Genomic DNA, 20,774 nt, shown 5'->3' with positions numbered 1-20,774 from the left:
CGTGCAGGTTGATCTGAACGCAGACCTCGGTGAAGGCTTCGGACGCTGGACGCTCGGCGACGACGAGGCTCTCCTGGACATCATTACGAGCGCCAACGTGGCTTGTGGCTTCCACGCCGGCGACCCGCTGATCATGCGCCGGGTCTGCGAGTTGGCAGCCGCGCGTGGTGTCGTCATCGGTGCTCAGGTCGGCTACCGCGACCTGGTCGGTTTCGGGCGCCGTCGTATCGACATCGCCCCGGCAGAGCTCGCGGCAGACGTCCTCTACCAGCTCGGCGCACTCGAAGCCTGCGCGCGCGCGGCCGGCGCCCGCGTCGGCTACGTCAAGCCGCACGGCGCCCTGTACAACACAGTTGCTGTCGACGGCGCCCAAGCTGCAGCCGTCCTCGAAGCCGTCAGCGCATTCGATCCGAACTTGCCGGTACTCACGTTGCCGGGCAGCATGCTGGCGACTCTGGCCGACGATCGCGGTATCCGTGCCGTGTCCGAGGCATTCGCAGATCGGGCCTACCTCACCGACGGATCGCTCGCCCCACGCAGTATCGCCAATGCTGTGCTGCACGATTCTCAAGCAATTGCCGCACGGGCGATATCGATCGTTCGCGACCGAACTCTGACCGCGATCGACGGTACGAGCATCGGTATCGTCGCGGAATCCGTCTGTCTGCATGGCGATACTGCCGGCGCAGTCGAGAACGCCCAGGCGGTGCGCAAAAGCCTGCTCGACGCCGGCATCGAACTGGGGGCCTTCACGTGACGGCCGGCCGGCTGCTGCCGTATGGCGAGACTGCCGTTCTCGTGGAGATCGAGCAAGCTCACGACGTCATCGGACTACGAGACGCCCTCCGACGGCTCGCTACCGCGCCAGACAGAGCAGCGTCCACAGCGGCCGTGTCGCCAACCAGAAGCTCGCCCGTCAGGGCCGTCGTCCCAGCTGCCCGGACTGTGCTGGTGGAATTCGATCCGCGCTGTACCACGCGCAGTTGGGTTCAGGAGCTCATCGAGGAAGCGCTCGCAGCAACCGGTGCCGGAACCGAACCGCTGGCCGCAGCAGTCGTTCAGCTCGAGGTTCAGTACGACGGTGCGGACCTGACCTCAGTCGCAGCGGAACTCGCGGAATCCATCGAGGCTGTCATCGCGCGCCATACCGAGCCTGAATACCTCGTCCAATTCTGCGGATTCTCCCCCGGATTCGCATACCTGACCGGCCTTGATCCTAAGTTGCGGCTCCCCCGCCTCGCTACGCCTCGCCCGTCGGTCCCAGCCGGATCGGTCGCGGTTGCAGGCGAATACACAGGCGTGTATCCACGCCCCTCGCCGGGTGGCTGGCTGCTGCTCGGCCACACCGACCAGGTCCTTTTCGATGCCGCGCGTGCCCAACCCGCTCTATTGAGCCCCGGTACTCGTGTGCGGTTCGTCGCCCGATGAACATCCTGAGCTCATGATCAACGTCATCGAGCCGGGCCTGCATGCAACGTTGCAGGATCTCGGTCGGGTGGGTTACACAGACATCGGGGTGGGGCGGTCCGGCGCTGCGGATCTGGCGTCCCATCGGCTGGCGAATCGGCTGCTCGGAAACGATGATCGGGCGGCGACGATCGAAATCACCTTCGGCGGCTTCAGTTTCAGGCTCACGGCCGCAGCAACGATTTCACTAACCGGAGCGCGCTGTCCGATACGTGACTCGCCCACGATGGACTGGAATCGGGCCCATTCCCTACCAGCCGGGGCGGTCGTCACCCTGGGCGTGCCGGCAGCCGGGCTGCGAACCTACCTGGCAGTGCGAGGTGGCCTGGCCGCGGAGGAGGTCCTGGGCTCCCGTTCAACCGACACGCTTTCCGGGCTTGGCCCGCAGGTGCTAGAAGCCGGCACCACGCTAGCCATCGGGACTCTGATCTCGGGCGATCCGGCCGCTGATCCTGTTGTGGTTACGGCAGCAGAGCATGCCGGGCCCCGACGGCTTTTGGTGTTCCCGGGGCCGAGGCTGGACTGGTTCACGGCTGAGGCATGGCAGCGTTTATTGAGTTCGCCATGGACGATGCAGGCCGATAGCAATCGGATCGGATACCGGCTCAGTGGCGTGCTACTCACCAGATCCAGGGCCGGAGAACTGCCTTCGGAGGCTACGCTGCCCGGCGCTGTGCAGGTACCGCCCGATGGCCAGCCGATCGTTCTCGGCCCGGATGCACCCGTAACCGGCGGATACCCCGTGCTCGGCGTCGTCCCGCGTGCTGAACTCGACCAGCTTGCGCAGTGCCGTCCAGGTGACGTGATCCGTTTTCAGGAGAAGCGGAAGCGTACCGAGGGTTGAAGACTGTCACCTATCTGACCCAACTGCTCCAGAACGGGACTGAACCAATGAATCAGAACTACCAAGTCGAAATTCGAACCGTGGCCGACAGCGCGTTGCTCAGCGCAGTGCGCTATGTCCACGAAGCCGAAGCAGAGCAGACGATGGGCGCCCTACCGGCTCAAATGCGCGAGGCGGGTCCCGTTCCGATGCGTCCCGACATCGCCGAGCGCAAACGATGATTCTTCGGGCGAGCAAGCTCGCCGTGCTGATATCGGTCGTGACTGTAACCGTGCTGGTCGGCGGTGGGTTGGTGCTTTTGGGCCGATCCACCGCCTCCAACGGTGGCAGTGCCGACCGTGCCAAGGCCGACCGTGCTAATGCCCAACGTGCCAATGCCGATAGTCAATCCGCTCTGAACGCCGCCTATTTGGACGGCCTGCGCGCCGGTGAGGCAGAAGGGCGGCAGGAGGGTCGTGCCCTACAAGCAACCAAGCTGGTTCCGGCTTCGTCCCAGCAAGTCGCCAAGGACGCGTTCAACCAGGGCTACTCGGCGGGTGCCAACGACATTTTTGGTGACTACGACGGTGGCTGGGAACTCTCAGTGCCTTACGTAATCACCCTGGAACGCGGAACCGGCGAGATCACTTACCGGGTCAAGTCCCGCACCTTGTTCGAGCCGAAGATCAACTACTACCTCTGTTCCAACGGCCACGATGCCTGCCAGCAACCGAAGTCGTAACACCACCGCGACATCACAAGTTCACAATCTGCACACAGCTCCTCACTAAGCTTCGCGGCATGAGATTGTCGAAAATAGTCATCGTGACAACGGCCGTGCTGGCGCTGACCTGTGGATTCGTATCGCCGGCGGTGGCCTCTCCGGCTGCCTCAACTATCGGAGCACCCGGTGCCGGCGATCCGTACTTTCCGTTGCAAGGCAACGGCGGGTACGAGGTTAGCCATTACGCGCTCGACATCACTTATCAGCCAGCGACGAAACAACTCACCGGAAACGCGCTCGTCACTGCACGCACGACTCAGCGACTGACGAGGTTCGACCTTGACCTTCGGGACAACCTGAGGGTGTCGCGCGTTCTCGTGAACGGCCGGCGCGCGACCTTCAGTCAACCGCCGGCTCTGAATCAGGAACTCGTCATCACGCCACCTTCGGCACTGCGTCGAGGCGAACCCTTCATCGTGGGGGTCAGCTACGCCGGTCCGGCTACGCCGGCGATCGATCCGGACGGGTCGCTCGACGGGTTCATACCGACCAACGACGGCGCGTTCGTCGCCAGCGAACCGCAGGGCGCGCCAACCTGGTTTCCAGCGAACGACACCCCCACCGACAAGGCAACGTTCACCGTAGCTATAGCGGTTCCAGCCGGCTTGACAGGGATTTCGAACGGGACCCGCCTCGCGACCTGGACTGCTCCGGGCCCGTCCGGCTCGACTTCGGCGCGCTCGCTGTGGGCGCACTCGCTCTGGTCAATCCAGCAGCCGATCTCGACCTATCTGGTGACCGCTTCGATCGGCCACTTCGACGTCACAACCGGGCGAACACCAGCCGGAATCCCGCTGCTCAGCGCGGTTGACCCAAGTCAGGCGGCAGCCAGCGCGCCGGTGTTGGCGAAGCTCCCCGCCATTGTCGACTGGTTCGCGACGAAATTCGGGCCGTATCCGTTTGGCAGCGCAGGAGCCATCGTGGACTATGCACCGAACGTTGGTTATGCCCTGGAGACCGCCACCCGGCCGGTGTTCGACTCCGCACCCGATGAACTGACGTTGGCTCACGAACTTGCGCACCAGTGGTTCGGCGACAGCGTCACCTTGAGTCGGTGGCGTGACATCTGGCTGAACGAGGGTTTCGCCGAATTCTCGTCCTGGTTGTGGGATGAACACACCGGCGGCACCACCGGGGCCCAGCATCTTCAGGACTTGCTGGCAGAGCCCGCCGACAGCGACGTGTGGGATCCCCCACCGTCGAACCCAGGATCTAATGCCGACATCTTTGACAGCTCGATCTACGAGCGAGGGGCTGGGACTTTGCAGGCGTTGCGAGAACTGGTCGGCGATCGCACCTTCTTCTCGATCCTCAGTGGCTGGGCTGCGATCCACCGCGGTGGCAACGCCACGGTGGCAGACTTCCGGTCGTATGCCGCCAAGGTTGCCCATCGCGATCTGACTGCCCTGTTCGCGACCTGGCTCGACCAGCCCGGTAAGCCAGTCGTGAGCTGAGCACCTCGTGATCTGCAACGCTGGCTAGGATTTCAGATCGTGCTCATCCGCGAGGCAAGCGACAGCGACTGGCCAGCCATCTATCCCTTCTTTTCGACGATCGTCCATGCGGGCCAGACGTATGCCTTTCCGGACGGACTCTCACTGACCGAAGCGGAAGTCTGGTGGATGGAGCAGCCGCCCGGTCACACGGTGGTCGCCGTCGACGGCGATGACGTGCTCGGATCGGCCAAAATGGGGCCGAACCGTCCGGGTCGTGGCTCGCATGTTGCGACGGCCAGCTTCATGGTCAGCCCTGATCATCAAGGCCGAGGCGTAGGCCGGGCGCTGGCCGACCACGTGTTGGAGTGGGCCCGGGCCGCCAACTACCACAGCATTCAATTCAACGCTGTCGTCGAGACGAACGTCGCTGCGGTGCATTTATGGCAGGCGCTTGGCTTCGACATCCTGACTACCGTTCCGGAGGCGTTCGACCACCCCGAGCACGGGCTGGTTGGCTTGCACATCATGTTTCAAAAGCTGCGTTAGAACTCGTCCCTACGAGGGCACTTCAGTTTCGCCGCGTACCTGCCGATAAATCTGCTGAGGAGATTTAACGACCCGTTCGCGCGAGGCCGAGGAGGCTGGGTATGCAAGAGCGTCACCCCATGCCCACGAATGCACCCGCCACCTCGCGCCCCAACAACACCGTCGTTGCCACGAGGACACCCTCACTGTTCCTGGTCGACACTCACTTCCTAGCTGACGCCCACTCGATCGCGACCGCTGAAGGCCGAGACGAGGAGTGCCGCCAGTTGCGCCAGGCGCAACGCATCAGCAGAGTCGGCTCCTGGCACTATGAACTCGCCAGCTGCCGGCTGACTGTCTCAGATGCATTGCTCGAGTTGTACGGCCTGGATCGAAGCTCCTTCTCGGGGCAGTACGCAGCGCTTGACGAGTGCGTGCATCCAGATGACAGCGCTCCCCTCGTTGAGGCAACCCAGCTGCTCAGAGACACCGGCGAGCCAATGATCATGCGGTACCGGGTGATCCGCGCAGTTGACGGTGTCCAGCGCTGGTTCGATGCCAAGGGTATTGCCGAGCACGCAATCGATGGCCGCATCGCCAGTTTGGCCGGCACTGTCACCGATGTCACCGAGCTCGTCCAAACCGAGATCAGAGCACGACAAGCCCACGCTGAGCTCAGCCAGGCCCACAATTACCAGCGAGCCGTGATCACCGCTACCCCAGATGCTATCCACGTCTATGACGTAGGCAGCCGATCCCTTACCCGCGCCAACAAATCGGACCGCCCGCTGATCGGATTCACCGATGAGATGGCCACCGTCATGCGGGGCGCTCTGCTCAACCGACTCGTCCCGGCAGAAGATGTTCGACTGCTCGACAGTGCCTTCGCTGCCGCTCAGAAACTGCCCGACGGCGACGTCACCCAACTGCGCCACCGCGTCAGCCATGGCGATGGTGAGATCCGGTGGTTGTCGCGTCGGCTGACGCCTTTTGCCCGCGACGCCGAAGGCCAGGTCAACCTCATCCTGGTCATCTCCCGCGATGTGACCGACGTCGTGGAGGTCGAACAGCGCCTCGAACATGCCGCCCTGCACGATGAACTCACCGGACTGCCCAATCGCCGATTGATCCGCGACCGTCTCGAGCATTCATTGGACCGGGCGTCGCGTGGCGGACATATCGCAGTCCTGATCTGCGACCTGGACGGGTTCAAGCGCATCAACGACGGCCACGGACATCGAACCGGAGACGATGTGTTGATCCAGGCAGCACAACGCCTGGTGGACGCCACTCGCACCGGGGATACCGTCGCACGGATGGGTGGCGACGAATTTGCCGTCGTGCTCGACATACCGCAGGACGAGGATCCCGGACCCTTGGCCGACAAGGTGGCCCGCCGCATCGCCGCAGCCATCGCAAAGCCGATCCATGCAGGCGGAATCGAGCACGCCCTGTCTATCAGCATCGGAATCTGCCTCACCGACGATGACGCGACCGCCGAGAGCCTGCTGAGCGACGCCGACACGGCCATGTACCACGTCAAATCGCGCGGGGCGAACGGTCATGCGTTCTTTCAGCCCTTTCAGCGCCCGGACACCGCCGGCCGCGACTACATCGAAAGGCACCTGCGCAGAGCTCTGGCCGAAGATACGGTGGAGGTCTACTACCAGCCGATCGTCGATCCCCGTTCGAATGCGCTGCATGGTGTTGAGGCGCTGGTGCGTATCCGCGATGACGACGGCGCATTCTTGAACACCGCACAGATCGTCGATGTCGCCGAGCACACCGGACTCATCACCGCATTGGACGAGCGCGTGCTCCATATGGCCTGTATGCAGGCGGCCGCCTGGCGGCGCACTCCTGAGCACGCCGACCTGATGCTCGACCTCAATCGAAGCGTCAAGGACATCACCAAACCAGGTTTCTTCGAGCGCATCACCGACGCGCTCAGCCAAAGCGGTCTTGATCCACGTGCGCTCACGTTGGAGATCACCGAGACTGTCCTGCTCGACGCCAATGAGGACAACCTCGCCGACCTGCGCGCACTGAACAACCTCGGAATAGGCCTGGCAATAGACGATTTCGGCACCGGCTACGCCTCGTTGCGCTACCTCGCCGAACTTCCGATAACGTGCATCAAGATTGATCGTTCATTCACGAGTCGGCTGCCGTGCGACCCGACGTCGATGACCCTGGTTCGCGCGACGGTGGGCCTGGCCGAACAACTCGGCATCAACTGCATCGTCGAAGGCGTGGAAACTACCCGCCAGCTCAACGCACTCCCCGACTATGACAGCCTGCTGATCCAGGGTTACCTCTATGCCAGGCCGCAGAGTCCTGCTCAGTCACTCGCCGCTCTGATCGCCCCTACCAACCAGGAAGTCGTTCTCAGCGCGACCGCCTAGCCGCGGGTAACGGACCCTGACAGTGAGCAAACGAAGGCTGTTGAGGCGGCTGCGCAACGTTCCACTCAGTCGATACCCTTGCAGCTGCGGCACATCGCCGTGAGCAGACGCTGAGGAGAATAGCGATGGCGGACACGAACGACTGGAACGGGCAGATAATCGCGGAGTTCCGAGCGAATGGCGGCAAGGTTGGCGGCAATTTCGAGGGCGCGCCCGTGACCATCCTGCACCACCGCGGACGCAAGTCGGGTACGGAATTCCTCGCGCCCGCCATGTATCTCGCGGACGAGGCCGATCCGAAGACCATCTACATATTCGCATCCAAGGCCGGGGCGCCGACGAATCCGGACTGGTATTACAACCTCGTCGCAGCCGATGAAGGTGTGGTCGAAGTCGGCGCCGAGACCTACCCGGTAAGCGTGGAAGAAGTCACGGGAGCCGACCGCGATCGTATCTACGCCGAGCAAGCGCGCCGGTACCCCGGCTTCGCCGAATACGAAGTGAAGGCCGCCGGCATTCGTACCATCCCAGTACTCGCCCTACGCCGTCGCTGAGCTTCGACGACTAGTACTGCTGAGTCGCGACCATGAGTTTTACCTACGTCCTGCGGCCGTCCTTCGACCGGGACTTTCTCGCCTCGGCTACGCCGGCGCAGTACGAGATCTTTCAGCGACACGGCGCCTATCTGGAGGAACTGCACGCCCGCGGAGTGGTGCGCTTCGCGGGCCGTTGTCTGGACGGGCCGTTCGGTCTCGTCGTGCTCGAAACGACCGACGAGGCTGCCGCACGGCGCCTGATGACGCAGGATCCTTCTGTGTCCTCGGGTGTTCAGCAAGCGGAGCTGTACGAATTTGCGGTATTCCTCGAAGGGCCACTTGCCGAGCCACAAACTGGCTGATCGCAGCGAGCAGGCGGAATCTCTTGGATTGACTGCGGATCTGTCGATCTGGATAACGTGTCCAGTTCATCGGCGAGTTCCGTGACGAGTCATCCGACGGCGAGTCCGTCCGACGCGACTTTTTCGACCTTGCATTCAGCGTGGCAGGGCCTCTGGGTCGCCGCGACGTCATCGCCGTGGATCGCTGCTGGGTTTGCGATCCTCGTGCTGCTGACCGCCGCGCGAGCCGTCCACGCCGTTGCGCACACCAGCTAAATCCGACCGGCCTGATCTGCCGCAACGCCGCCACCTGGTTTGAGCTCGCTCAGTTGGGCATTCGACAATGCGAAGACAACCCGACCGAGCCCGATGTCGCCATCGCTAGCGATAATCATCGCTGCTCCCCGTTCGACGCGCATCATCATCAAGGGCGTTACGTTAAATCTCTGTTAGAGTGAGCCTCAGCTGAACGTTGCCCCACTTCGTACCGCGACAGCCTTCAGTCACCGCACGCGATGCCGATAAATAGGCAATACCTGCACGGGGCCGAGCGAAGGAAGTTCAGTGGCAGTGCCATCCTCGAGCGACGTCGAACTCGAAAAGGCCCGTTCAAAGTTCCTCTACGTGGTCAGGCTGACGGCTCTGTGTGCGTTCTTGGCGGTCGCAGGCCTTGCCTACATTGCGGATTCGCTTGCCAGCAAGATCACCGGTTCCGACAGCCTGCAGCATCTGGCGACCGCAGGCATCGTTGCACTGGCTTCCGCGCCGGTCGTGATCATTGCGCTTCGCCTCGTCTTCAACCAGGTCAGCAGCGCTGATGCCGTCGCGGATGCAAGGCAGTCTCGCCTTGACGAGGAAGGGCGGCATCGCGATCTCGAGGCGAAGGTGTCCGACGCCCTCGAAATGGCCGACAGCGAGCAAGAAGCGCTTCGGGTCATCGAGCGCAGTTTTGCGACGGTCCTGCCCCATCAGCCGGTTGAACTTCTGCTGGCCGACAACAGCCACGCCCATCTCACGCTGCGCGCATTCACCGCGCCGGACGGGGCAAAGGCCGGCTGCACAGTGGCTTCGCCTCAGGAATGCCCTGCGGCACGACGGGCGCGCGTGCACCACTTTCCCGATAGCGACGCTGTAAACGCGTGCCCCAAGCTCGCTGATCGTGACCAGGGGCGTTGCTCGGCGCTCTGCATCCCGGTTGCCGTCATGGGTCGCACTGTCGGAGTCATCCACTCCGTGCAGGAACTAGGGGCGACCGTGGAGGACGGTGCCATCGAGGATCTGCAGTCGATCGCCAATCAGGCCGGTCACCGGCTGGGCATGCTGCGGATCATGGCCGAGACCCAGATGCAGGCCTCGACCGATGGCTTGACCGGCCTGCTGAACCGGCGCGCCTTCGAAAACGGATTCCTCGGCCTGCGCAGCAGTTCGCGCAATGCTCCAGCCGTTTTCACGATGGCTGATCTCGACAATTTCAAGAAGATCAACGATACCTATGGCCACGAGACCGGCGACCGGGCGCTACGCGTCTTTGCCGAAACCCTGCGGAGTGTCTTACGCGAGAAGGATCTCTTCTCACGCCGCGGTGGAGAAGAGTTCGCTGTCATCTTCCCTGACTGCGACATGGCGTCGGCGCTCGGCGCGCTCGACCGCGTACGGACCGAGCTTCAGACGGCCATTCAGCTGGCAGGATTGCCCGTCTTCACTGCCAGCTTCGGAGTCGTACCGGCCAAACTCGAGGATGACCTGGATGCCCTGCTCGCCCGGGCCGACGCTGCGCTGTTCGAAGCGAAACGCAACGGCCGCAACCGAGTCGTCGTGCATGACAGCGCGGGCACCGCTGAGGCATCATTCGGCTCGTCGCTGCCTGAGCAGCCGTCTCAGCAGCAGGGCGGGCATGCGGTCTCGGTGAAGGAGTCCACTGCGGCGTAGTCAGGCAGTATGCCGCGCTTCAGCTAGGGCATCGCTTGCGAACGATGATGTTGTAACACTCGACCGCTGGGTGTCGGCATCAGTGCGCGTGGACATCGGTACGGTGGTGAAATACGCCGTCAAGGGGAACGCGCATGACTAAACGCAAGCCGCCGAACGTGTCGTGGGGCGACTGGGTCGAGCACCAGATCCGTGACGCCCAGAATCGAGGCGGATTCGATGATCTTCCTGGCAAGGGAAAGCCACTTCCAAGCCTGAAGGAACCACACGACGATATGGCTTGGATCGCGGCCAAACTCCGCCGCGAGAACCTGTCAATCGCCGCGATATTGCCGCCGTCGCTAGCACTGGCCAAGGAGGTCGAAGACCTGCCGGAAAGGCTGGCGAAGGAGAAGTCCGAGGCGGCCGTTCGAGCAGTCGTCCTTGACCTGAACGAACGAATCTTGCAGGCTCACCGCCGACCGCAGGAAGGGCCGCCGATGCGGGTGATGACCCGCGATGTCGAGCGGGTCGTTCAGGACTGGCGCGAGTCCCACAACAATGCCAACGAGCCCTGATCATTCCGCCCTGATCGCCGGGTAGCGAAGATCAAGAGACCTTACCCTCGGTACGCAGCGGTCGGCCGACTGAGGTGATACACCGGCCGTTGTCCAGACGCCATTTCCAGCCATGCATCTGACAGGTCAGCACGCCGTCCTCCACCTTGCCGAACCGGGTCAGGTCGGCCTTGAGATGCGGGCACCGACGCTGGAATGCGTAACCGCCCATCTCGATGGTTTCGTCGTCGTGGGCTGCCTCGGCATACCAACCCTCGGCGTAATTGAGCCGCTCCTCGGACAGGCATTTGAAGAAGGTGTACACGTACTCGTTGTACGGCCCCACCCGGCTGGCCGTGAACCGGCAGGACAGGAACAGCGAATTGACCCAGTCGATCTCGTGATCGAAAATCAGCTGTTCCAAATAGGCGCGCTTGGTCTGGAACTGATATCGGACCTTCTCGTCCGCGTACTCGCGTACCTCACGGGCGACGAAGTCAAGAATGAAATCGATGTCACCACGCTCGGGATCGCGTGCCGTGAACCGCACCCCGCCGTTGATGCCCGCAGCCATGTGGTCGGCCTCTTCCAGCAGCGGGGTGAACCATTCCGTGATTTCCTTCATGACGTCGATCTCTGGATGAGCCCAGGTCTGCTTGGCCTTCTCGACCTCAGGTTGCCGGCGGGCCTTCATATCGATGAGATAGCTGGTTTTGTCCGCGAAGAGTCTGTCAACGGCCTCGGACGTCATCGGATGCTCGAGCGGACAACCCTGCTCGGTCACATGGGCGACCGTGCCCGGCAGTAATAGGCGCCCGTTGGTGCGCCCCCTGGCTTCGAGCCAATCCAGGAAGACCTTCTGGTCAGGGAAGATGTTCGATTCATCGTCGAAGATGTCGTTGAATCCCCATAGTTCGTCGTCGAGAAAGCAAGGTGGGCCAGCCGTTGGCATGACGTAGCTGGCCTCTACGTCGCGGATGTAGCGCAAGGTTCGATCGAACTGCCGTTCACGTTTGGTCGCGCCGAGCGCCTGCTTGGCGCGCTTTGGCAGGTCATAGACCATCGGAAACCAGATGGCACCAGAGAACTGCAGGAGATGCACGTCGACGTGGCCCAGCTTGGCGAACGACGTCAGGTCCGAGGGCCGCGCGTCGTTCTGATTGAGCAGGACGGTGGTGCCGTCGGACAGCCACAGCGACGAATCACCGACGGGCCCGTCGGTGGGCGCAGTCAGCGATTGGATCATGACCTGCAGACCGTCGACGTCGCGCACCTCATCGTTGACCGTCTTCACGAACGATGTGAAGCCAAGATCGCGTAGCTCATCTTCGAGTTCGGTCGTCGCGTACGCCGGCAGCAGGACAGTCGCCTTTTTGGACACGTACCGCTCGAGGTGAACTGGATCGAAATGGTCACGATGCAGGTGCGAGATGAACAGGTAGTCAGCCTGGCCGATGCGCTCCCAGTCCAATCCCGAATTGTCTGGAAACGGAAACCAGGAGCCGAAGTATGCGGGGTTGACCCACGGATCGGTCAGCACCGAGCCGAACTCGGTCTCGATCAACGCACTGGCGTGCCCCAGCCCGGTAACTCGCATAAAACGTTGCTCCACATCGTCGCTGGCCATCTAGTCTTCGCTGCCGTCCCACGGTAACCGTTCACGCTGAGTGGCCCCGCATTCGCACGCAATTCGCGCCTGACGATCGTGGCAGCCGGTCCGACAGGTACATTCTCCAAGATTCCGCGTAAAGGAGCGGCCCGTGCCCGACGAACTACTAACACGCATCGCGCCAGTAGAGCGGCTAGCCGGGACGCCCGCACACAGCCTCATCGAGCGCTGGTTTCTGGACATGATCTTCGAGGGCGAGCTCGCACCGAGCGACCGCCTACCGCGGGAGCAGGACATGGCAGCGGCGTTCGGGGTGAGCCGCATGACTCTGAGACAGGCGCTGGCCGGGCTGCAACAACGTGGCGTGATCGACCGCGTGCCGGGCCGCTCGGGTGGAACCTTCGTGGTCGAACCGAAGATCGAATGCGACCTGACCGGTCTCACCGGCTTCACCGAGCAGCTGCGCCGAGCGAACCTCGAGGCGCGGGCAGAGGTAGTCAGTGCTCTCACCCAATCCGCCTCACGTGCGGTCGCCCGTGCTCTCGGAATCACCCGCGACGATCTGGTCCACGAGATCGTTCGGGTTCGGTCCGCCGACGGGCAGCCGCTTGCACTGGAGCGGTCCTACTTTCCAGCCGCAGTCTTCACTGACCTGTTGCGTCACGATCTCACCGGATCGTTGTACCGCCTGCTGACGACTGAATACAACCAAGAGCCACTCACGGCAACCGAATACCTCGAACCCGTCAACCCCTCTCCTGGCGATATGGGGCTCCTCGGGCTGACTCCTGGCGTACCAGCGATGCTGGTCGAAAGGACCGCGTCCACAGCTTCCGGGCTGCCCGTCGAATATGCCCGCGATCTCTTCCGGCCGGACCGCGTGCGGATCAGCGTCCACAGCGGTTGGGCCGCGCGCAACGGCTAGCGACACCGTCACCAGCCGATCCGGGCCTCGTGGGTGGGCGGCTCGGCCCCTTTTTCTTGCGGTTCTCGCGGCTGTATGTCCGCGTTTGACCAGGATTCTTGGACACGGTTGCGCAACCGAAACGATTGCGTAACCGCGATCGCACATTCGATCTAGACCTTAAGTGTCCGTAGGGCTTAGCATCCCGGAACCGGATGTTTGCCAGGTCCGCTCGAGCGAGGAGCTCACGTGAGGGATACCGCGTGAGGACAGCTGCACCGGACGAGCGCGCGCTGCGCTTGCTGGGCGATTTGGTAAATGGGCAAGCCCGGCCATCCACGATCGGCTCCACGATCGGCTCCACGATCGGCTCCGCGTCCGGCTCGAACGAAATCGAGCCGTTGCCCGGCGGCCTCACCAACTTGAACTACAAGATCACGACCGATGCCGGCTGTTACGTTGCCCGTACCTCGTCGCCGCACAGCGGTCTGCTCGCCATCGATCGAATCGCCGAATACCGCAATTCGGTCGCTGCCGCCACCGCCGGTGTAGCTCCGGAGGTCGTCGAGTACCGGCCTGACCTCGGCGTCATGGTGATCGCGTTCGTCACTGGCCGCACCTGGTGTGCCGCAGACGTTCGGGACCCGAACAATCTGCCGAGAATCGCCTCGGCCTGTCGCCAGCTGCACCGCGGGCCGCGCTTCGTCAACGACTTCGACATGTTCGCGATCCAGCGGCGATACCTGTCGATCGTGCAGGAGTCCGGCTTCCGCCTGCCGGCTGGCTACCTCGATTTCATGCCAACTCTCCGTGAGATCAAGACGGCGCTCGCCGCTCAGCCCGAACTCACGGTCCCATGCCACAACGATCTGCTCGCCGAAAACTTCATCGACGACGGGAGCAAGCTCTGGCTGATCGACTACGAGTACGCAGGCAACAACGAGGCATCCTTCGAACTAGGAAACATCGCGAGTGAATCCAATCTGGCCGATAGCCAGTTGGCGGAATTGGTGAGTTTGTATTTCGGACACCAGTCACCGTCGAAATATGCCCGCGCCCAGCTCTGGGCTCTGATGTCGCAATACGGCTGGACACTCTGGGCCTCCATCCAGGACGGCGTGAGCGACCTCGATTTCGATTTCTGGAACTGGGGAATGGAGAAGTACGAACGTGCAGTCGCGACCTTCAAGGGCGCGGATCTTGAGCAGTTATTGCGAGCGGTACAACAGCCCGATCGAGACAACCCGACCAGCTAAGGGGAAACAACGTGCCTGAAGGTAACGATCTGGCCGAGCTAGGCGAAGACGAAAAGCGCCTGGCCGAACTCGGCTACAAGCAGGAGCTGAACCGGTCTTGGTCTGGCTTCTCGAACTTCGCGATCTCGTTTTCGATCATCTCAATCCTCGCTGGGTGTTTCACCAGCTTCGGACTGGGCTGGAACAATGGTGGACCGGCCGCGATTGCCTGGGGATGGCCTATCGTCAGCATGTTCATCCTGATCATCGGCCTGTGCATGTCGGAATTGGTGTCAGCGTTTCCGACCTCGGGCGGCATCTACTGGTGGGCCTCGAAGCTTGGCGGCCCCAAGGCCGGCTACTACACCGGTTGGCTCAATCTGATCGGCCTGCTCGCAATCGTCGCCTCTGTCGCGTACGGGTGTGCAACGTTCCTCGACTTGACGATCGGGACATTCTCGACCTCGTACGCCTCGCACTACAGCCTCAATCGAGTCTTCTACATTTTCATTGGCATCCTTGCGCTGGCTGCGTTGATCAACATTTTCTCGTCCCACCTGCTCGCGATTTTGAACAACATCTCGGTGTGGTGGCACGTCGCCGGAGCAGCCGCCGTGGTGTTGATCCTGATCTTCGTGCCCAAGCACCACGCAAGCATGTCGATGGTGTTCACCCACACCGTCAACAACACCGGCATCTTCGGCTCGAGTACCCACGGCATCGGTTTTCTCTTTTTGGTGCTACCTATTTCGGCGATCCTCACGCAGTACACCATCACGGGATACGACGCGTCTGCGCACCTCTCGGAGGAGACCAAATCCGCTGCCAACTCCGCGGCGCGCGGTATCTGGCAATCGATCTTCTACTCGGCCATCGGTGGCTGGATTCTGCTGCTGACGTTCCTGTTCGCCGTGCAGGATCAGGACAAGGTCACCGCCGGCGGTGGCGGCGTCGCCGTCATTTTCTCCCAAGCGCTGACCTCCAATTGGGGAGGCACGGTTCTGCTGATCTCGGCGGCCGGCCAATTCTTTTGCACCGTCGCATGTATGACCTCGACAACGCGAATGTTGTATGCGTTCAGCCGCGACGGCGCAGTGCCCGGGGGCCAGTACTGGTCCAAGTTGAACCACAACCGCGTTCCGGTCTACGGCGTGATCGTCTCGGCCATCATCGCCATCATCGTGACGCTGCCCGCACTGGTCAAAGTCGATATCAACGGAGCCCCGGTTCCGGTCGCGTTCTTCGCCGTCGTCTCGATCGGCGTCATCGGGCTGTACGTAGCCTTCGCCATCCCCATCTTCTTGAGATGGCGGGCCGGTGACTCGTTCGTGCCGGGTAACTGGACCCTCGGGTCGAAGTACAAGTGGATGTGCCTGGTCGCGGTGATCGAGATCGTGGTGTCCTCGATTGTTGCCTTGTTCCCAACGTCCATCGGCGGGGTCCCGTTCACCGACGGCTTCGCCTGGAAGTATGTGAACTACACGCCGATTGTCGTCCTCGGGGCGTTGCTGCTGCTGTGGATCGCCTGGCATGTGTCGGTCAAGAATTGGTTCAAGGGGCCCAAGACGACGGTGGACCTACCTGTTGGTGTGACGGCGGCGGACGAGATAGCCGCCGAACGGCGCCACCAAGGCGTCCCCGCACCCGACGCGCTGTAACCGCACTGCCGACGCGCGCTGAAACGTGGCGCGGCGTCGACGGACGTCGGGTAGCGAAGAGGACCAGAGTGCAACGAAGCACTTGCGGGGGCCGGTCCTCTTCGCTACCCAGCGGTTCGATGGCTCAGCGGCTTCGCCGGACCCGCATCGTGCGAGCCGACATCGCCCTCGGCCTGAGGCACCGGCTGCGGATCAAGCATGATCCCGATGACGGCGAGCACGATGAGATCAAAGGCGAAGCTGACCAGACCGAACCACTGCTCTCGGTTGAAGACGACGATCTCGGTGAACAGCACTTTCATCAGCACTGCGGTCTGAATCAGACGCAAACCGCTTTGGCGATGCCCGCTGAGTAGCCGGACAACACCCACGATGACCAAGGTCGCGCTGAGCAGACTGGGGATACCGGTGTCGAGGGATTTACGCACGAAACTGACGTTGTCGGCAGCGATGAACGAGGCGAGCACGGTAACGATAATGTCGATTGCGATCAACGCCGAGATCCACAGCACGAGTCGCTGAGCCAGTGCCGAACCGAGCAGACCGGCCGAGATCATGGAGATCCGGTCTCGAATCTGGGTAAGCGACGTCTCGATCGAGCGTTTCGCCGGCGGCTGCGCTCGTAAAGCCTTGCCGACCGCGAGCGCCGCCTCTCTCAACTCGCTCGTCTCATCGACGCCTTCGAGAAGGGCCAACGCGTATTGACGCGCGTGCTGATCGAGCTGGCCGAGCGAGAGGTCTGCGACCGCGGTCGCCGCGAGAGCAAGCCTGCGACTGTCGTCGAGTTTGCGGCGATGGATGAATTCCCGAACGATCAGGTAGCCGAACACGAAGGTCGCGTAGATGATCGCGACGGCCGGACGGAAGAAATAGTTGACGTCCTTGGTAAGAAACTTGCCGATCTCGTCGATGAAGAGTCCGAACCCAATCCCCCCGATGAACGCTGCCCGAACTCGTACCCGCGTCCCCGGAAGAATCTCGACGATGACAATGGCCACGCCCATGAGCAAGCCGCCCCAGAGCACGTGCGCGACATGCAGACCACCACCGCCGACCTGCGGATACCCCGTTACTGCAAGTGCGGTACGGACGACAAGCACAGTCGCAACCGCCGTGAACAGGAACAGCTCGAACCGCCCCAGCGCGCGTTCATCGCGCCACTGGTCTGAGGCAGGCCCGTCAATCACCCAGCGCGTCCAGCAGAGCGGGCAGCAGTGCCCGTAAGGCCTTGCCCCGGTGGCTGATCGCATCCTTTTGGGCAGGATCTAGTTCCGCACTCGTGACCTCGTAGCCGTCGGGGACGAAAATCGGGTCGTAGCCGAAACCATTGGCGCCGCGCGGCTGTCTGATCAACCGGCCGCGCATGACACCTTCGGTGACCCGCTGCTCGCCCGCAGGAGTGACCAGAGCCGCCGCGCAGACGAAGGCCGCCCCGAGGCGTTCATCTGGGACATCGGCCACCTGCTCGAGCACGAGGTTGAGGTTCTTCTCGTCATCTTTTGCTTTGCCTGCCCACCGGGCCGACAGCACGCCTGGCATCTCGTTCAGGGCGTCGACGGCAATACCCGAGTCGTCGGCAACCGACACGAGGCCTGTGTACCGGACGGCCTCGTTGGCTTTCAACAACGCGTTCTCGGCGAAGGTCGCCCCAGTCTCCGGCGCCTCGTCGTAGGCGGGGACGCTGCCAAGGCCGAGCACCTCGACGTGGACGTCCGTGTCGAGCTCGGTAAGGACAGCATCGGCAAGGATGCGTCGCAACTCATCGAGTTTCTTCGGATTGCGGGTCGCCAGAAGAACAGTCTTCGTCCTCGATCCGGTCACGACGCGAGTGCCTGCTTCTGCAGCAGATCGAGTTCGGCGCAACCCGCGATCGCCAGATCGAGTAATGCATCCAGTTCGTCGCGGCGGAACGGCACGCCCTCGGCCGTCCCCTGTACCTCGACGAAGTCGCCCGAACCGGTCACCACGACGTTCATATCGGTTTCGGCGCGCACGTCCTCTTCGTACATCAGGTCCAACCGCGGTTCGCCGTCGATCACGCCTACCGAAACCGCAGAGAGCGCATTGATCAGCGGAGCGGGCTTGGCCAATGCCTTTCGCTCGCCGAGCCAGCTCACGGCGTCGGCCAGCGCGACATAGGCACCCGTAATCGCCGCGGTACGAGTCCCGCCGTCGGCTTGGATGACATCGCAATCGATCGCAATCGAGTTCTCGCCGAGAGCTGAAAGGTCGATCGCCGCCCGCAACGAGCGCCCGATCAGCCGGGAGATTTCGTGTGTGCGGCCGCCGATCTTGCCTCGCACCGACTCTCGGTCATTGCGGGTCAGGGTCGCCCGCGGGAGCATCGAGTATTCCGCCGTCACCCAGCCGAGCCCGCTCCCCCTACGCCAGCGCGGAACACCCTGCGTGACCGAGGCCGCGCACAGCACCTTCGTCGCACCGAACTCGATGAGCGTCGAGCCTTCGGCGTAAGCCTGCCAGTTGCGGGTGATCGTGATCGGGCGGAGTTGGTCGGCGGCGCGACCGTCGGGGCGGGTCATAGCCGTCACCCTATCCACCGGCGCCGACAGCGGCGATCAGCGCCTGTCTAGTCCGTATCAGTCCGTATCAGCGCCTGTCAGCGCGTATCAGCACATATCAGCGCCATGTACGTGAGCTGTCAGGCAGCTCGGGCAATCTGATGATCGACAGCGGTGCAGCTGATGAATGCCGCCCACGTTCCACAGTCCCATACGAAACCTGAGGAGTTGTCAGATGGAATACGCCATCGAAGCCCACGGCCTGACGAAGCGCTTCGGCAACGCGACAACCGGAACCCAGGCCTTGGCCGGTGTAGATCTCGCGGCGCGTCCAGGTTCTGTCCTCGGAGTCCTTGGCCCGAACGGCGCTGGCAAGACCACAGCGGTACGAATCCTGGCTACCCTGCTCAAGGCTGACTCTGGCTCTGCACGCATCGCGGGCCTGGACGTCGCCACCCAGGCCCACAAGGTGCGCCAGACCATCGGTCTGACCGGCCAGTACGCCTCAGTCGACGAAGACCTCACCGGTACCCAGAATCTGGTCATGATTGGCCAGTTGCTGAATCTGTCCGGTCGTGACGCCAGGAGCAGAGCATCCGAACTCCTGGAATGGTTCGACCTCTCCGACGCGGCCAGCAGAATCGCCAAAACCTATTCCGGCGGTATGCGACGCCGTCTCGACCTCGCGGCCAGTCTGGTCGGGCGCCCGTCCGTCATCTTCCTCGATGAGCCGACCACCGGCCTTGACCCGTCCAAGCGCGAAGACATGTGGGGTGTCGTACGGCGACTCATCTCCGAGGGCTCGACGGTTCTGCTGACCACGCAGTATCTCGACGAGGCGGACGCACTGGCGGACGAGATCAGCGTCATCGATCACGGCCGAGTCATCGCCCACGACACCCCGGACGGCCTCAAACAGGTCGTCGGCGGCCAGCGGCTGGAAGTCCGGCCCACGGACGAGAGCCGCCTCGATGAAGTGGCCTCGATTCTCGGCGTCGTCGCCGGTGCCCGACCAGAAATCGCCAGCCGCGGCCGGCTGAGCGTGCCGGTGGAATCCGATACCGCCCTCACCGACACGGTGGCCCGCCTCAGCAACGCAGGCATCACCGTTACCGAACTCTCGCTTCACCTGCCGAGTCTGGATGAGGTCTTCTTCACTCTTACCGGCCGGTCCACCGATACCGATGCAGATACCGATGCAGAGGAGCCAGCCGCATGACGACGACCCTTTCCCCTGAAGTCCAACCCCGGCCGCAAGGCCCGCTCGGCGAGCTCGCGGCCCCGATAAGCGGTTCGGGCTTCGCGATGACGATGCGTCACGCGCTCGTGTTGGCGCGACGCAGCCTGATCAAACTCACCCGGACCCCTGAGCAGCTGATCGATGTGACGCTGCAACCGGTGATCTTCCTGCTGCTGTTCACTTACATCTTCGGTGGCGCCATCGGCGGTGGGTCGCAGCACGAGTACCTGCAATTCCTGTTACCGGGCCTGTTAGGTCAATCCATCGCAATGGCCGGGGTAGCTCTCGGCCAGAACCTCAATGCCGATATCGAGAAAGGGGTATTCGATCGCTTCCGATCGCTTCCGATCGCGCGGTCGGCACCGCTGGTGGGCGCGGTCCTCGCTGATGTGGTGCGTTACGTCGTGCTGTGCGCGGTGTTCGCCATCTTCGGCACGCTGATCGGCTTCCGCTTTCACACCAATGCGCTTTCCGTCGCCGCCGGCTTCGGGCTCTCCATCGCCTTCGCACTGTGCTTCTGTTGGATCTCGGTATTCGTAGGTATGGTCGCTCGGACCTCGGGATCCGTGCAGGGAATCATGTTCCTGCTCGTCCTCCCGCTGAGCTTCGGTAGCAACACCTTTGTCTCCACGGACACGATGCCGGGTTGGTTGCAGGCCTTCGTAAAGGTGAACCCGATCTCGCACCTGGTCAGCGCAGTGCGCGGTCTGATGCTCGGCGGCCCGGTCGCCACCGACCTCGCTTGGACGTTGGGCTGGATGGCAGTGATACTCGTCGTGTTCGTTCCGCTCGCGCTTCGCGGCTACCGTCGGCGGGCCTGAGCACCG

General features: G+C 62.7%; 23 protein-coding genes. 18 read left to right on the top strand and 5 right to left on the bottom strand.

What is annotated here, in order from left to right:
- Position 1: 1 nt before the first annotated feature.
- From ACSMXN_RS09110 to ACSMXN_RS09060, 11 genes are all read left to right on the top strand, one after another.
- Complete coding sequence (locus ACSMXN_RS09110; RefSeq protein WP_022911547.1) at positions 2–757, top strand: 5-oxoprolinase subunit PxpA; 756 nt, start codon at positions 2–4, stop codon at positions 755–757.
- On the top strand, positions 754–1,428 hold the full coding sequence (locus ACSMXN_RS09105) for a 5-oxoprolinase subunit B family protein (RefSeq protein WP_022911546.1): 675 nt from the start codon (positions 754–756) through the stop codon (positions 1,426–1,428). The genes ACSMXN_RS09110 and ACSMXN_RS09105 overlap by 4 nt, the downstream gene beginning before the upstream one ends.
- A 13-nt stretch (positions 1,429–1,441) precedes the next feature.
- Positions 1,442–2,311, top strand: coding sequence for a 5-oxoprolinase subunit C family protein (locus tag ACSMXN_RS09100; RefSeq protein WP_027138991.1), 870 nt, complete (start codon positions 1,442–1,444; stop codon positions 2,309–2,311).
- A complete protein-coding gene (locus tag ACSMXN_RS09095; protein WP_022911544.1) occupies positions 2,308–2,532 on the top strand; it encodes a hypothetical protein in 225 nt (74 codons plus the stop codon). Before ACSMXN_RS09100 ends, ACSMXN_RS09095 begins: the two co-directional genes overlap by 4 nt.
- The gene (locus ACSMXN_RS09090) at positions 2,529–3,032 is read left to right on the top strand and encodes a hypothetical protein (protein ID WP_022911543.1); all 504 of its coding nucleotides are present in this window, start codon (positions 2,529–2,531) and stop codon (positions 3,030–3,032) included. Before ACSMXN_RS09095 ends, ACSMXN_RS09090 begins: the two co-directional genes overlap by 4 nt.
- 59 nt (positions 3,033–3,091) lie before the next feature.
- Positions 3,092–4,528, top strand: a complete 1,437-nt coding sequence (locus tag ACSMXN_RS09085; protein WP_027138990.1) for a M1 family metallopeptidase — start codon at positions 3,092–3,094, stop codon at positions 4,526–4,528.
- Between the two features lie 39 nt (positions 4,529–4,567).
- Positions 4,568–5,056, top strand: a complete 489-nt coding sequence (locus tag ACSMXN_RS09080; protein ID WP_022911541.1) for a GNAT family N-acetyltransferase — start codon at positions 4,568–4,570, stop codon at positions 5,054–5,056.
- Positions 5,057–5,175: 119 nt separating this feature from the next.
- Positions 5,176–7,440 (top strand): GGDEF domain-containing phosphodiesterase, encoded by a 2,265-nt coding sequence (locus tag ACSMXN_RS09075; RefSeq protein ID WP_022911540.1) that lies wholly within the window; start codon positions 5,176–5,178, stop codon positions 7,438–7,440.
- A gap of 125 nt (positions 7,441–7,565) precedes the next feature.
- Positions 7,566–7,994, top strand: a complete 429-nt coding sequence (locus tag ACSMXN_RS09070) for a nitroreductase family deazaflavin-dependent oxidoreductase (RefSeq protein ID WP_022911539.1) — start codon at positions 7,566–7,568, stop codon at positions 7,992–7,994.
- A 32-nt stretch (positions 7,995–8,026) separates the two neighbouring features.
- Positions 8,027–8,338 carry a YciI family protein gene (locus ACSMXN_RS09065; RefSeq protein ID WP_022911538.1) on the top strand — a complete coding sequence of 104 codons (312 nt, stop codon included), beginning with the start codon at positions 8,027–8,029 and terminating at the stop codon, positions 8,336–8,338.
- 81 nt (positions 8,339–8,419) lie between these two features.
- On the top strand, positions 8,420–8,593 hold the full coding sequence (locus ACSMXN_RS09060) for a hypothetical protein (protein ID WP_022911537.1): 174 nt from the start codon (positions 8,420–8,422) through the stop codon (positions 8,591–8,593).
- Here ACSMXN_RS09060 and ACSMXN_RS09055 read toward each other — a convergent pair.
- Complete coding sequence (locus tag ACSMXN_RS09055; RefSeq protein ID WP_455407738.1) at positions 8,590–8,712, bottom strand: hypothetical protein; 123 nt, start codon at positions 8,710–8,712, stop codon at positions 8,590–8,592. The two genes, ACSMXN_RS09060 and ACSMXN_RS09055, sit on opposite strands and share 4 nt — an antisense overlap.
- Positions 8,713–8,881: 169 nt before the next feature.
- Here ACSMXN_RS09055 and ACSMXN_RS09050 point away from each other — a divergent pair, with 169 nt between their 5' ends.
- On the top strand, positions 8,882–10,246 hold the full coding sequence (locus ACSMXN_RS09050) for a sensor domain-containing diguanylate cyclase (protein ID WP_022911535.1): 1,365 nt from the start codon (positions 8,882–8,884) through the stop codon (positions 10,244–10,246).
- 134 nt (positions 10,247–10,380) lie between these two features.
- Positions 10,381–10,803 carry a DnaJ family domain-containing protein gene (locus ACSMXN_RS09045; protein ID WP_022911534.1) on the top strand — a complete coding sequence of 141 codons (423 nt, stop codon included), beginning with the start codon at positions 10,381–10,383 and terminating at the stop codon, positions 10,801–10,803.
- Positions 10,804–10,834: 31 nt separating this feature from the next.
- Here the strand turns inward: ACSMXN_RS09045 and ACSMXN_RS09040 are convergent, their stop codons facing one another.
- Entirely contained in the window at positions 10,835–12,379 is a 1,545-nt protein-coding gene (locus ACSMXN_RS09040; protein ID WP_027138989.1) for a Rieske 2Fe-2S domain-containing protein, read from the bottom strand.
- Positions 12,380–12,542: 163 nt separating this feature from the next.
- Between ACSMXN_RS09040 and ACSMXN_RS09035 the strand changes: the two genes are divergently transcribed.
- The 3 genes from ACSMXN_RS09035 (at position 12,543) to ACSMXN_RS09025 (ending at position 16,188) form a co-directional block, all read left to right on the top strand.
- A complete protein-coding gene (locus ACSMXN_RS09035) occupies positions 12,543–13,316 on the top strand; it encodes a GntR family transcriptional regulator (protein WP_022911532.1) in 774 nt (257 codons plus the stop codon).
- Between the two features lie 242 nt (positions 13,317–13,558).
- The gene (locus tag ACSMXN_RS09030) at positions 13,559–14,551 is read left to right on the top strand and encodes a choline/ethanolamine kinase family protein (protein ID WP_022911531.1); all 993 of its coding nucleotides are present in this window, start codon (positions 13,559–13,561) and stop codon (positions 14,549–14,551) included.
- Positions 14,552–14,562: 11 nt separating this feature from the next.
- Positions 14,563–16,188 carry an amino acid permease gene (locus ACSMXN_RS09025; protein WP_022911530.1) on the top strand — a complete coding sequence of 542 codons (1,626 nt, stop codon included), beginning with the start codon at positions 14,563–14,565 and terminating at the stop codon, positions 16,186–16,188.
- Positions 16,189–16,292: 104 nt separating this feature from the next.
- Here the strand turns inward: ACSMXN_RS09025 and ACSMXN_RS09020 are convergent, their stop codons facing one another.
- From ACSMXN_RS09020 to rph, 3 genes are read right to left on the bottom strand one after another with little or no spacing between them, the layout of a single operon-like run.
- On the bottom strand, positions 16,293–17,375 hold the full coding sequence (locus ACSMXN_RS09020) for a hypothetical protein (RefSeq protein ID WP_022911529.1): 1,083 nt from the start codon (positions 17,373–17,375) through the stop codon (positions 16,293–16,295).
- Positions 17,368–18,009 carry an RdgB/HAM1 family non-canonical purine NTP pyrophosphatase gene (gene rdgB / locus ACSMXN_RS09015; protein ID WP_022911528.1) on the bottom strand — a complete coding sequence of 214 codons (642 nt, stop codon included), beginning with the start codon at positions 18,007–18,009 and terminating at the stop codon, positions 17,368–17,370. The genes ACSMXN_RS09020 and rdgB overlap by 8 nt, the downstream gene beginning before the upstream one ends.
- A complete protein-coding gene (rph, locus tag ACSMXN_RS09010) occupies positions 18,006–18,728 on the bottom strand; it encodes a ribonuclease PH (RefSeq protein WP_022911527.1) in 723 nt (240 codons plus the stop codon). Before rph ends, rdgB begins: the two co-directional genes overlap by 4 nt.
- 214 nt (positions 18,729–18,942) lie before the next feature.
- Between rph and ACSMXN_RS09005 the strand changes: the two genes are divergently transcribed.
- Positions 18,943–19,926 carry a daunorubicin resistance protein DrrA family ABC transporter ATP-binding protein gene (locus ACSMXN_RS09005; RefSeq protein WP_022911526.1) on the top strand — a complete coding sequence of 328 codons (984 nt, stop codon included), beginning with the start codon at positions 18,943–18,945 and terminating at the stop codon, positions 19,924–19,926.
- Complete coding sequence (locus ACSMXN_RS09000; RefSeq protein WP_022911525.1) at positions 19,923–20,768, top strand: ABC transporter permease; 846 nt, start codon at positions 19,923–19,925, stop codon at positions 20,766–20,768. The genes ACSMXN_RS09005 and ACSMXN_RS09000 overlap by 4 nt, the downstream gene beginning before the upstream one ends.
- Positions 20,769–20,774: the final 6 nt, after the last annotated feature.

Source organism: Parajatrophihabitans canadensis, assembly GCF_053764775.1.
This window is presented reverse-complemented; position numbering and strand designations above follow the sequence as displayed.